Origin of the sequence: Bacillus cereus group sp. RP29 (assembly GCF_040459765.1) — a bacterium.
Lineage (GTDB): Bacteria > Bacillota > Bacilli > Bacillales > Bacillaceae_G > Bacillus_A > Bacillus_A paranthracis.
This window is the reverse complement of sequence record NZ_JARVHN010000001.1, coordinates 4,421,983-4,435,590: the sequence shown is the minus strand read 5'-3', so window position 1 is coordinate 4,435,590 and position 13,608 is coordinate 4,421,983. Positions and strand designations below refer to the sequence as shown.

Here is a 13,608-nt window from a genome sequence, read left to right as displayed (position 1 = left end):
CTTTTCGATAAAAAGAAATCGCTTTAAGCTGGAGGGAATATTTGATGTACAAACAGTTACCACATGGAGTAAAAGTCGGGATTACACGTTCAATCGTTGCTTCTTTTGAGAAGTATATGAAGGAAATTGAATGGAACGAAGAAAAGTTTGACATACAACAATTTGTTGAACAGTGGAAACAATATTTATATACAAAATCAACTTGGATTAATAAAGTAGATGACAAGTTGAAAGAACATCCAGATTTCCATCAAGCGTTAGCAGTAAAAGTGAACGAAAAAATTAACGAGCTTGTTAATGAAGAGCCAACTGAAGAGCAATTAAAAATTTTAAAAGATCACGAAGTAAACAATATAGATGATTTTTGTAAGTTGGAAGCAGCGTATCATATTGAACGTTTGTAGTTGAATTTTTACATAAGAAAACACGTCGTATTCATAAACGGATACGACGTGTTTTTGATTACTCGATTAGCGAGTAATGAAGGTTATTGCGGGATAAACGCTTTCCATTTAGATAAATCGATTGGCTCTTTTGATACTGAGTCAGCAGGGAATGTAAAGGTCCAAGGTTTTGTAGAATTGGCCTTAATTTGAAAATCTTTTAATACAAATATTCTTTCCGCAACGGTAGATTCAGAGCGATCTGAAATATGCAATGGAAGTTGCTCAAGGGTTATATTTTTGTTATAGCCATTACGAATTAAAATAGTTGCATTCAAATCTCCGTTTTCTTCTACAACAGCGTTTAGCCCTCGGAGGTTGATTTCATCTTCTTCAGGTGGATCTAGGTTAGCAATAATTTCTTGTAATTTCATTATTGCACTTTCAGGTAGCTTTTCTTGCCATATAGGATCTAAATCTAATGAATGTTTTCCTTGTAATTCAAATACTAGTTGCCAGTCTTCATTTGATAGCGTTGCTTCTGTAATTGAATTTTCTTCAAAGACGAAAGTCCAAGGCATATTTACATTTGATGGGATTCCTTCTAAGTGTGATAAATCAAATGTTTGGCGTGCGCATGTTTCTCCATTTTTATTTAATAAAGATAGAGTAAGAGTTTCAAATTGAATTGGATGCTTTACACTACTACGAATGAATGTAGTAATATAATAAGCATTTTCATGTTTTTTACTTTCAATTCCGGCTAGCGAAATTTGGTTTTCTTGTAAGGTAGGCAAAGATTTATGTAAAAATTGATAAATATACTTTTGTTCTTGTGAAACTTCATTCCAAGAAGGATGGAAGTATAAGTTCGGTTTTACGTTTTTTGTATTATTGCTATTTTCTTCGGTTCCTAATAATTGAGAACTCGAAATTACAGAGTCTCTACCTTTTTTTCTTGCCTTTTTTAAAAATGATAGCATGTAATTCACCTCATTATATATTTTGTGGGACAGTTATATATCTTGCTAAATATAAAGCAACCTCTTTTTCAAAATGGCTAAATGTGTGTAAAAAGATTTCAAAACCTTCTTTTTGATAAAGGCGCGCCGGATCTTCTTGTTGGTATTGTCTTAAGCCAATACCTTCTTTTAAGTGCTGCATTGCACTTAAATGGCTTGTCCAACCAGAATCAAGGAAGTGAAGGCTAATTTGACGTAATACTTGTTGTGCATCTGCATCACTTTCTAAAGCGTTAACACGCTCTATATAACTTGTAAGAGTATCTTTTAATAGCTCTTGTAAGTCCTCAGCAGAATGAACGTTATTAGCAGATAATGCTGGAATTTCTTCGGTAGATAAAACTGCTTTTAAATCTTCTACTAGTCTAGTGAAATCCCACTCTTCAGGAAGCATTCCTTCTAATAAATGATCTTTAGCAATTACAGTTAGTGTATTTTTGATCATTGGAATGACAATCTCTATCATATTTACTTCTTCGTTTAAAAGGTTATTACGAAGTTTGTAAACTACATTTCGTTGGTCGTTTATGACATCATCTAATTTCAAGTTGTATTCACGCATTGAAAAATGACTGCCTTCACAAATTAATTGTGTACGGTTTATTAAATCATAAATTTTATTGTTTAGAATTAAACCGTTCTCATCAATTTTAAGTGACTTTTTTAACTTCTCGACATCTTCACCTGCGTAGCGTTGTATCATTTCATCTTCTAATGAAAGGAAGAATTGGGAACTTCCGGGATCGCCTTGTCGGCCAGCTCGCCCTTTTAACTGATTATCAACGCGGCGAGATTCGTGTCTTTCTGTTCCGATTACATGTAAACCGCCAAGTTCATGCACACCTTTTTCTAATAAAATGTCTGTTCCACGTCCTGCCATATTTGTAGCAATTGTAATTTTCCCTTTTTTTCCGGCTAGGGCAATTAAATCAGCTTCTTGCTCAGCACTTTTTGCATTTAATAGTTGATAAGGCAAATTTGCTTCATCCAAGTAACGTGCAACTGCTTCTGATTGAAGGATGGACATCGTACCAATTAAAATAGGGCGTTCTTTCTTATGTATATTCATTACTTCTGCACAGACAGCTTTATATTTTGCGTCGGCTGTTACATATACGACGTCTTTTTTATCTTCACGAAGTATAGGACGATTCGTTGGAATTGAAATAACTTCCATATTGTATACGCGGTTAAATTCTTTCTCCTCTGTTTTTGCAGTACCTGTCATACCGGATAAAGCTGGATACATACGGAAGAAGTTTTGAATAGTAATAGATGCTTGTGTTTGATTCTCGTCTGTAATCGGTAAACCTTCTTTTGCCTCCAGTGCTTGATGCAACCCATCGCTTAAAGAGCGGCCATCCATAATACGTCCTGTGAAAATATCAACAAGCATAATTTTTTCGTCTTCGACAATATAATCGACGTCTAGTTGGAAAGCTACATGTGCGCGTAATGCTTGAATCATATAATGATATAAAGTTTGATGCTCTAGATCATATAAGTTATCAATATCAAATAAATCTTCAATTTTTGTAATTCCATCTTCTGTAAAGTTACATGCTTTTGTTTCCGCATCGTAAGTGTAATGCAAAGTGTCTTGGAACGTTTTCATTACCTTTGCACATAAATGATGGAAATCGGAGCTGCTTGATTTTTTCCCAGCGATAATAAGCGGGGTTTTAGCCTCGTCAATTAAAACGCTATCAATCTCATCAATAATTGCAAAGTGAAATGGGCGCTGTACTTGTTCGGCTTTAGATGATGCCATATTATCACGAAGATAATCGAAACCAAACTCAGTACCGATTCCGTATGTAATATCAGCTTCATAAGCGCGTTTTTTATCGATAGATTTCATTTGTGACATATTTAATCCAACTGTTAATCCAAGAAACTCATGAACTCGTCCAATTAATTCCTTATCACGCTTTGCTAAATAATCATTTACTGTAATAACGTGAACGCCTTTTTTTTCGAGAGCACGTACGTAAGTAGGTAAAGAAGAAACGAGAGTTTTTCCTTCTCCTGTAGGCATTTCAGCAATATTTCCTTCTAGTAATACAAGACCACCGATTAACTGTACATCGTAGTGACGAAGGCCAAGTACTCGTTTTGCAGCCTCTCGAACGACAGCAAATGCTTCTACCTTTATATCTTCAACTGTTTTTCCATTTTGTAACATATGCTGGAAAGTGACAGTTTTTTGACGTAATTCATCATCTGATAATGTTTCCATTACAGATTCTAATTGATTAATATCATTCACAATTTGTTCATAATTTTTAATCTTTCTTTTTTGTGAATCTCCCAATAGTTTCTTGACCGAATTCAGCATTCTTGTAACACTCCTCTTACTGACAATAGATACATTATAGCATAGTTATACTAGAAAAAAGTAGAAATGGAAAGTGGTAGGGGATGTGTGTAAAAGAGTTATGTGAGTAAGGATACTTTTGTTTTGTTGTAAAAAAGAAAGTATTCAATATATAAGAAATTTGGTATGATGATTTAATGAGATAGAATATGGTCTCTATAATTCAAAACAATACGCTTAAGAATATATGTATAAAAGAAAAGAGAAGGTACATGAATAAGAAGTTTGTAAAAGGTGCAGCAATTTTAACAATTACAACTTTTTTGTCGAAATTGCTTGGTAGTTTTTTTCAAATTCCGTTACAAAATATTGCAGGAGATGAAGTGCTTGGTATTTTTCGCCTTGTATTTCCTGTATATATGATTGCCCTTACCTTATCAGTAGCTGGTGTCCCATTGGCAATTTCAAAATTGATTGCAGAGTTGAATGAAAAAAATAAGCAGAAAGAAATTGCGAAATTATTTAAATCGGCATCAATTATAGGGATGGTATTTGGAACATTTGGATGTCTAGTGATCGTGTTATTTTCTACTGAAATTGCAAGTATGCTTGGTGGACAAGAAACGAGGGTGCCCTTACTGGTTACGTCATTGGCTTTACTCGTTGCACCATATATGGCAGTTTATCGAGGGTATTTTCAAGGATTCGGTGATATGAAGCCGACAGGGATATCACAAGTCATTGAGCAATTTGTACGAGTATTTTTTATGTTAATCATCGCTTATATATTAGTATATTGGAATGAAAGTAGTACTATCATTACTAGTGGGGCCATGGTTGGATCTTTTCTTGGGGTAATAAGTTCACTTATATATTTACGTATGACGTACAATAAAAGTTCATACCGATATAAGAGCAACTCGTATTCACTACAAGATTTGAAAAAAGATGGAAAGAAAATATTGCAAGTATCTATTCCGATTGCTATTGGGGCTTTATCCATGCCGCTTTTAAATTTGGTAGATTCGCTAACAGTACCTCACGTGCTGCAAGGATCGTCAGCCGAAATTCAAGCGCAATTTGGTATATATAGCCGCGGTTCTGCATTTACACAATTAATCGTTGTTTTCGCAAGCGCAATTGTATTTCCATTAATACCATTATTAACGTCTGCACTAGCAAAAAAAGATATGAATTTAGCAAAAATGACAGTTCAAAATACGAACTCACTTATGCATGTGCTAACAGCCCCGTTAACAATATGGTTAATTGCATTAGCGGTTCCGTTAAATGTGGGATTGTTTACAGATGCGAAAGGAAGCAGTATGTTAGCTGTTATGATTGGTAGTTCGTATTTCACATCGGTTATGGTATTATCAATAGGAGTTTTACAAGGAATTAACCGCTCTGCCCAAGCTGCGTGGATTGTTATCGGTGCAAGTTTTGTGAAATGTTTATTAAACATAGTATTAACAAAAAAGTTTGGCATAGATGGAGCGGCGTATAGTACATTGATTATATATGTGTTAATCTGTATCGTAAATCATCTGTACATTCGAAAATATCTTTCCTATTCTGTTCACATAGGAAGATTTTTTATTGTAATAGGTGTATCTTGTATTTTAGGATTCGGACTATATGAACTATCTACTATAATAGATGTTACATCTTCAAGAATTATTGCGTTATTATATAGTGTTGTAGCACTTGCTATTGCAATCATTTTGTATGCGGTATGTGCTTTGAAATTAAACTGGATATCAAAAAAACAAATACCATTTTTGAAAAAATAAATATAGAACTACGAAATGTAAGGATTGGAATTCGGACGGGCTTATTGTGATGATGCTTTTTTAGGTAAGGAGTTGGTGCCAATAATGGATGAAATGGTTGGTTACCAAATGTTGGAGGAGATTAAGAGTGCGGTTAGTTTTATCAGGATATTATGGTTTTTATAACGTTGGAGACGAAGCTATTCTACAATCGATTATTGAATCGTTACATAAAGAGAATCCGAATATTGAACTCGTTGTGCTGTCAAATGACCCTGACTATACAAGGAAAATGTACGGAGTAGAAGCGGTGGATCGTTGGAGTATCAAATCGGTTTATGATGCAATAAAAAAAAGTGACGGACTTATTAGTGGCGGAGGGAGCCTCCTCCAAGATAAAACGAGTGTAAAAAGTATTTTATATTATACGGGTATTATGGGGTTTGCTCGTATGTTAAAAAAACCGTATTACATTTATTCACAAGGAATAGGTCCGATTACAAAAAGGCATAATCGACTATTAGTGAAATGGCATTTGTCGAAAGCGACATATATATCAGTTCGAGATGAGGATTCATTTTTATACTTAAAGGAACTTGGCATGAAAAGGGATATTGAACTTGTTCCAGATCCAGTTTTAACATGGAAACGAAAAAAACAATCAGATTGGCTACAAAAACATTCTTTGCATGGGAAAATAATTGCAGTGAGTGTGCGTCACTGGAATGCAAAAGAAGATTATATAAAAAAGTTAGCGATAGCTTTAAAAAAATTAAAGCAAGAAGGATACCAAATTTTATTCGTCCCGATGCATGGTCCGTTTGATCAAAATGCTTCGCGTGATGTAGTGGATTTAATGGGAGAAGAGACGTATATGCTTCCATATAAAATGGATATTGATGAAAAAATATCTATTTTATCAGAGTGTTCTCTTTTAATTGGTATGCGTCTTCACGCCCTTATTTTTTCGGCTGTCGCGAAAACACCGATGGTTGGAATTTCATACGATCCAAAAATCGATTCATTTTTAAGACAAGTGAATCAACCGGTTATAGGAAGTGTGGATGGAGACTGGAGTGCAGAAGATCTATATAAAATTGCGAAGAGGCAAGTGATGCAACATGAAGAGATACAGCAATCTCTGCAAAGAAGAGTAGATGAGCTGCAACTGCAAGGAGAACAAGCGGCTAAGAAAATTATTTATCATATAGAAAAAAACACTCTACAGAAAAAGTAGAGTGTTTTTTGTTAGTGTATTTATTTACGCCCTGAATCTTTCTTTTATATATTGTGTAACGAGATAGACACCGTAACCTTGTATGATCATAAACGTCGGGATGATAAAGTAGCGATAGCGCGATTGAATTTCAATGAAGAAGTGCACGCCTGCGTAACCTAAAATTAATAATGAGAAGAACAGTAACGTTTTATTTCGTTGTTCTTTTATCGTTTTGATAGAAGCTATGCAAGCGAATATGCAAATGCTTACGTAACATAATTTTTCTAACGTCCACAGTAATTTTGATAATTCGGGTTTTGGATGTCCTTCTAATCCCCAATAAATGGCTGCGTCATAATCTCCCCACATAATTTTAAATTTATCTTTGAATAACAATAATAGTTGTCCTTTATCAGAAGTTCTTTCTTTAATGAGCTGTTTTTCAATTTCGAAACGTTCCTCGCCAATCGGATATTGAAAAACAAGTTTATGGTCAGGGAAAGAAAATCCACCTGTTGTTTCAGGGTTGAATCCAACTACAAATTTCCAATAAGGGTCTCGACTGGATAATGGATATTGTGTAACCCCTGTAGCAATTAATGAATAGCTAAAGATGAAATGCACGATATAATAAATGCCAATCATACCAATGAGCTTTGATACAACCATTTTTTTATTCAGTTTCTTATCACCAATTATATGAGTGATAAGTAAGAAAAGAATGAGAGCTAGTAAAATAACAATACCAATTGGTCTCATAATATCGCCAAATGCAATAAGAATACTAACAAATATCCACGTATATGAATGCGAGATTCCTTTTTTTACGAGAAGATAAAAACCACCGTAGAATAGAAATGTTGCGAGATGCTGATTTGTTAGTACAGAAGTCATCATAATGTTAGGAATGTACGTTGCGAAAATAAGCGCGGCAACTCTACCGCTAAATTCGTTAAATAGATGTGTAGCTATGCGATATATAAAGTACGTAATACCAGTGCAGTATAGTATGTTTAATAATTTAATTGCTAGTACACCTTCGCCAAACAATTTGATCACACCAGCTTGGTACATTGTAAAGCCTAATTGATATACCCAAGTAGTAAAATATGCTTTGTCCGCGAATGAGAAATTGTTATTTGCAGCATCAACGGCGCCGTTATACATTTGTGCGAAATCTTGTACGACATTTGTTTGAACTGTTAACACCCATGCAAGACGAAGTGTGAATGCTAGTAGACAAATAAATATGATAAATTGTGTTTGAGTGAAAAACCGATTCACGATGATAGACATGAATATGATCCCGATTAGAATGACTATAAGTGCCACTATAAGGAAATAGGGATGATCGTACTTCGGTTCAGTTATTAAAAATTGCAATGAGTATATAAGAGTCATTACAAAAAATAACAATGTTAATATTTGCAGTGCTTTAAATGCAAATGCATATAATCTAGGCATAATGATCCTCCGTAGTATGTAATATCTTTGTAGTTATTTCTATAATAAACAGAAATAACTACGTCATTATATCATAAAGGATTTCGCGGTTGTAAAAGGAATGGAGTTTATAGGAAGATTAGTAGGATATATAATATTTCAATATAATAAAATGCTTATTTTAAAAAGGTTGTATGCTAATTTTTGTTTATCATGTTTATATAATTAGTATATAATCGGTGTTGGAATGATAAATTCGTAGATTACGAGGAGGATTACATAACCGTGAAAAAATTTTCAAAAGGTATTACAGCAGTTGCATTAACGGGGGCATTCCTTTTAACGCCTATTTCAAGTTATGCAGCGAGTGATGATATTACAGATCATCTATTTGAGCAGCATATGCGTACTCTTATTAATAAAGGAATCATGTCAGGGTATGGAAATAATGTATATTTACCTGACAAAGAGATAACGAGAGCAGAGTTTGCTACATTAGTAGCAAAAGCCCTGCAACTTCCGCAAGCAGATTCAAATTTTAATGATGTGCCAAAATCATATGGCTTATATGACGGCGTAAGTAGAGCATTCGGAGCGGGAATTATTAAAGGGCGTAGTCCTGAGACTTTTGCACCAAATGATGTGATTACACGTGAAGAAATGGCCGTAATGGTAAAACAGGCGCTAGATTATAAAAAGGTTAACGTAACTGTAAGTCCGCTTACATTTGCTGATACGAATCGTATTAACTATAAAGAACATGTACAAGTTATGGTAGCTACGGGGATTATTAAAGGTTATCCAGAAGATAATACGTTTAGACCGCATTTATCAGCGACAAGAGGTATGGCTTCAGCGATGCTGAACTTAATGCTTGATAAAATTGGTAACAGCGGAGGAGAAACGCCTGTAGAAACAAAGAATTATGTATTGTTAAATGACGCAGGGAAAATAGTAGAGCGTTACACTACATACAAAGAAGCTGTTACAGCTGCGCAAAATAAAGGCATCAATGCAGTGAAGTATGAAAATGAATACGTATGGATTAAAGATGGCTTTGCAAGTGCGAAGCAAATTTCTGGAGATACAATTAATGTGTACGGTGATAATTTACAAACAGTATATACGTACATTCAGTATGGAACGGAATTTAAAGTGTTAGAAGTTGGAGAAGATCGTGTGAAAGTACAACTCTCTGATTTAACAGGTTATGTAAAGAAAAATGAAGTCACGTTAATTCCTGAAAATGAAATGAAAAAGTCATCTTATTACGTAAAATCAGATGGATATTTATATCACAGATATTTCACGTATAATACAAGTTCACCTGGATATACAGAATATAGATTTGGTGCAGCCCCTTCGTTCATGAAGCAGGGACAATCAATGTATAGTGTAGATGGAAAAACATTCGGAAATGAAACGTTTTACCAATATTTTAATTACGTATCATTACGTACGAAAACAGAGTACACGGCAGAACAGTTAGATAGTTATATAAAATCAGTTAAAGCAGATTCTCCATTAATCGGTTTAGGTGCGAAATTTAAAGAAGTAGAAAGCAAGTATAATGTAAATGCATTATTCCTATATTCATTAGCAGCTCATGAGAGTGATTTTGGGACAAGTAGGCTTGCACGAGAAAAAAATAATTTATTTGGCTTAAATGCAACAGATAATAGTCCGTTTGGTAACGGTCTAACATTTAATTCAAAAGAAGATTGTATTGAACATGCGGCAAAAGTATATATGAATGAAGGATATTTAAATCCAGGTCATTGGCGTTATACTGCAACATATACAGGTGATAAAGCTAGCGGTTTAAATATGAAATATGCATCTGATGCAAACTGGGGTAAAAAAGTAGCAGGGCATATGTTCCGTTTTGATTCGTACTTAGGTAAAAAAGAGTACAACAAATATAAACTTGCTCGTGTAACGAATAAGGTGGAAGCGAAAAAAGATCCTCGTACGTCGAATGAAAGACTGTATAACTTAGCGGCAAATAAAGTTGTTACGATTACAGGCGAAGAAATGATAAATGGACAAGCATGGGTTAAAATCATTTCTGATGATCCTGCTGTAAATGAAGCGTATGTTGTAAAAGAAAATGTAGAGTACGTAAAACACTAATAAAGAACAAATAAAAAGACTGATCACCTAGATGATCAGTCTTTTTGTTTGTCGAATAAAAAATGCCATATAATAATATTTATATGAATATAATACCACTTTATAGAAATTAATAACAAATAATTCGACAAAATAATAAAAATAAAGCGCATTATTGTCGAAGGTTGTCGATAATTTTAAAAAGTATAAATTGTCATTTCATTTATATTATGTGCTATAATGCTATTTGTATATTAAATAAAAACGATGTATATACGTTTACACATTAGAAAAGTTGATAAATATATAATTCGACAAACATTATAAATTTGTCGAATTATGCGATAAATAATTCTTTTAAAAAAAAGAATTATGACGTATTATATACATGGTTTAACTTTTTGGAAAAAGATAGTATTTATTATGGCTGATAAATTACTATTCTTCAAAAAGTGTTTGTAAATTAATATATGAATTTAGTAAATCACTAGTTTTTCAAATACATATTTCTAAAGCTAGTATTATATTTCTCAAGGAGGAAATAAATCAATGGCAAAAAATAAGTCTTTTAACAAATTAATGGCTGGTACAATGACAGCTGCAATGGTAGCAGGAGTAGTAGCACCAGTTGCTACAGCAGCAGAAGAGAGTGCATTTAAAGATGTTCCTAAAGGACATTGGTCTGCAGATGCGATCAACTCTATGGCTGCAAAAGGTATTATCGTAGGTATTGGTGATGGCCTATTCGGATTTGGCGACGATGTAACTCGTGCTCAAGTAGCTACTTTCATGGTAAAAGCAAAAGGTATTGAACCTGGTTCAACGAAAACTCCATTCACAGATGTACCAGAAAGCAGCATTTATGCTAAATTCATCGCAGCTGCTGAAGCTAACAAAATCATGGCTGGTTTAGGTGACAATAAATTCGGTCCAGACGAGAAATTAACTCGTGCACAAATGGCACAGCTTCTTGTTAACGCATACGGTTTCAAAGCTGATGAAAACAACAAAAAATCTTTCAATGACATCGAAGGTTTACCTTGGGCAACTGCAAAATCTTCAATTGAAACTCTTGCAAGCTTAGGTATCGTAGCTGGTGAAGGTGAAGGCAAATTTAATCCAAACGGTGTTGTAACTCGTGAGCAAGCTGCACAGTTCATCTACAATGCTATGAATTATCACCCAGAAGTAAAAACAGAAGCTAAAGTTGAATCTGTAAGTGCAATCAACGCTCAAGAAATTAAAGTTACATTCACAAACCCAGTAAATGAAAAATCTGCGGTTAACGAAGCTAACTACATTTTCAAACAAAATGGTGCTGATTTAACAGCTGCTGATTTTGAAGGTGAAGCTGGTAAAAAAGGTGTTCTTTCAAAAGATGGTAAGAGCGTAACGTTCAAATTAAAAACTGAGAAAGCATTTGCTAACTCTGACAAATATGCAGTACACTCAACTACAGGCGTATTAGGTGCTGACTTAAAACCTGTAGAAAAATATCTTGATACAGAAAAAACATTCTCTGACTCAAAAGCTCCAGAATTATTAGGTGCACGCGTTGTTGGTAACGCAGTTGAATTAACATTCAACAAACCAGTAAAAGAAACTGCTGACGTTAAAATTGACGGCGTTAAAATCGAAGGTGCAAAAGTTGCAAGTAAAACACCAGGTGTATACACTTTAACAACTTCTGCAATTGCTGATAAGGGAATCTTCGCAAAAGGCGATCATGAAGTAGTTGTATACGATGCTGAAGATACATTACGCGTAAATGCTAATAAAGCTTCAATCTTAACAACAAAATACACTGTATCTTCTGATACAACAGCACCAGAAGTGAAATCAGTTAAAGCTATTAACAACCGTTCTTTCAAAGTTACATTCTCTGAGCCATTAAGCCAACACCCTGAAGTAACTGTGAAAAAAGGTAACTACACATTCCCAACAGCAGCATATAATGTTGCAGGTGGTAACGGTGTAGTACAATATACAATCGATCCACAAGATGCAACTTCATACATCGTTTCTATTAAAGAAGATACAAAGGATGCTCGTAACCCATTATATGCAAGCGGTGAAAAGAACGTTGAATTAAGTGTTAACCTTAAAAACTTCAAAGATACTGTAAACTTACTTGGTAAACCAGTTGATATGAATGTTTCTTTAACTGAAGATACTGCTACACCAAAAGTAGCTACTGATAGCTTAAACAAAATTGACGGTAATAACTTACTAGTTAAATTCAACGGTAAAATTGTTGTGAATGACGCTACTCAAATCGTAGTACGTGACAAAGGCGGGGTAGTTGTACCATCTGCTTTCGTAGCTGAAGGTGACGTATTAAAAGTTACTCCTAATAGCGGCGAATTAAAAGACGATTCTTACACAGTAGAAGTAAAAGCTGGTGCTATTAAGTTTGCTAAAAATGAGGAGTTAGCTTCTTACTCTGTAAACACAAATAGCAACGTTGCATTTAATACAACTGTTTCTACAACAGGTATCGTAACACCTGTAGTAGAAAAGAATGCTGACATTATTTCAATCGAAGGTGATGTAATCACTGTAAATTACGGTCAAGACATGAGCGGTAACGCGAAAGATGTAGAGAACTACAAAATTGACGGTAAAGCATTACCAGCAGGTACAACTGCAGAGTTCGTTGGTAGCAAACAAATCGTTAAGATTTCTTTACCTAAAAATTATTTCGCAAAAGCTCAAGATGCTAAATTTACAATTAGCACAAACGTATTAACTGCTTCTGGAAGCAAAGTAGTAGCTAACGCTCAAACAAAAGCTCCAGTTGAAAGCTTAATCAAATTCGCTGATAACACAGCACCAAAATTAGCAAGCGCTGTTTATCTGAAAGCTACGAATGAAGCTGAAGTTTCAAATACAATCAAAGTTACATTTGATGAAAATCTTGGAGATATTACAGACGAAGCTAAGTTTATCGATGACTTAAAAGTTGTTGTAAATGGTAACGGAGCAAAAGTTACAAATATCCAAAAATCTGCTGAAAATGCAAAAGTTGTTTACTTAACAACTGAAAAAGCTCTAAACGTTGCTCAAGCTGCAACTATTAGTGTAGTACCACAAGGTGCAAATAATGCAGAAATCAACATTAAAGACGTTGCTGGCAACAAGTTAGCGCTTGGTGAAGTAACTGCATCAACTGCTGTAGTTGGAGAAAAAAAATAATAGATAGCATATCTGTTATTGATGAAAATCCCTTGTAGGAAATTTCCTGCAAGGGATTTTTCTATATGATTCAGTTATTTGTGAGTAGGGGACTTATGCTATTTGATTGTTATTAACTATAAAAAATGCCATGCCCGATTTTAAG

At 34.3% G+C, this 13,608-nt stretch carries 8 protein-coding genes; 5 read left to right on the top strand and 3 right to left on the bottom strand.

All coding sequences use genetic code 11. The features are described 5' to 3' along the window. The first annotated feature begins 44 nt into the window (after positions 1-44). On the top strand, positions 45-404 hold the full coding sequence (locus QCI47_RS23560; RefSeq protein ID WP_016716590.1) for a hypothetical protein: 360 nt from the start codon (positions 45-47) through the stop codon (positions 402-404). An 83-nt stretch (positions 405-487) separates the two neighbouring features. Here QCI47_RS23560 and QCI47_RS23555 read toward each other — a convergent pair whose 3' ends face one another. Together QCI47_RS23555 and secA2 are read right to left on the bottom strand one after the other, a co-directional pair. Next, complete coding sequence (locus QCI47_RS23555; protein WP_016716591.1) at positions 488-1,366, bottom strand: accessory Sec system S-layer assembly protein; 879 nt, start codon at positions 1,364-1,366, stop codon at positions 488-490. A gap of 13 nt (positions 1,367-1,379) precedes the next feature. Continuing rightward, positions 1,380-3,743: an accessory Sec system translocase SecA2 gene (gene secA2, locus QCI47_RS23550; protein ID WP_016716592.1), complete on the bottom strand. Its 2,364-nt coding sequence runs from the start codon at positions 3,741-3,743 to the stop codon at positions 1,380-1,382. 251 nt (positions 3,744-3,994) lie between these two features. On the opposite strand from secA2, the gene QCI47_RS23545 reads away from it, so the two are divergent. Both QCI47_RS23545 and csaB read left to right on the top strand, forming a co-directional pair. Next, entirely contained in the window at positions 3,995-5,515 is a 1,521-nt protein-coding gene (locus QCI47_RS23545) for a putative polysaccharide biosynthesis protein (protein ID WP_309422390.1), read from the top strand. Positions 5,516-5,642: 127 nt separating this feature from the next. Beyond that, positions 5,643-6,731, top strand: a complete 1,089-nt coding sequence (gene csaB / locus QCI47_RS23540) for a polysaccharide pyruvyl transferase CsaB (RefSeq protein WP_062822271.1) — start codon at positions 5,643-5,645, stop codon at positions 6,729-6,731. 24 nt (positions 6,732-6,755) lie between these two features. Here the strand turns inward: csaB and QCI47_RS23535 are convergent, their stop codons facing one another. After that, positions 6,756-8,177 carry a glycosyltransferase family 39 protein gene (locus tag QCI47_RS23535; protein WP_309422389.1) on the bottom strand — a complete coding sequence of 474 codons (1,422 nt, stop codon included), beginning with the start codon at positions 8,175-8,177 and terminating at the stop codon, positions 6,756-6,758. 264 nt (positions 8,178-8,441) lie between these two features. On the opposite strand from QCI47_RS23535, the gene QCI47_RS23530 reads away from it, so the two are divergent. Next, positions 8,442-10,289, top strand: coding sequence for an S-layer homology domain-containing protein (locus tag QCI47_RS23530; protein WP_071741498.1), 1,848 nt, complete (start codon positions 8,442-8,444; stop codon positions 10,287-10,289). 528 nt (positions 10,290-10,817) lie between these two features. Continuing rightward, positions 10,818-13,463: an S-layer homology domain-containing protein gene (locus tag QCI47_RS23525; protein WP_309422388.1), complete on the top strand. Its 2,646-nt coding sequence runs from the start codon at positions 10,818-10,820 to the stop codon at positions 13,461-13,463. Positions 13,464-13,608: the final 145 nt, after the last annotated feature.

Coding starts and splice junctions, on each gene's coding strand:
- QCI47_RS23545 (WP_309422390.1), top strand. CDS start 3,995: ATGAATAAGAAGTTTGTAAAAGGTGCAGCAATTTTAACAATTACAACT.
- QCI47_RS23555 (WP_016716591.1), bottom strand. CDS start 1,366: ATGCTATCATTTTTAAAAAAGGCAAGAAAAAAAGGTAGAGACTCTGTA.
- QCI47_RS23560 (WP_016716590.1), top strand. CDS start 45: ATGTACAAACAGTTACCACATGGAGTAAAAGTCGGGATTACACGTTCA.
- secA2 (WP_016716592.1), bottom strand. CDS start 3,743: ATGCTGAATTCGGTCAAGAAACTATTGGGAGATTCACAAAAAAGAAAG.
- QCI47_RS23525 (WP_309422388.1), top strand. CDS start 10,818: ATGGCAAAAAATAAGTCTTTTAACAAATTAATGGCTGGTACAATGACA.
- QCI47_RS23535 (WP_309422389.1), bottom strand. CDS start 8,177: ATGCCTAGATTATATGCATTTGCATTTAAAGCACTGCAAATATTAACA.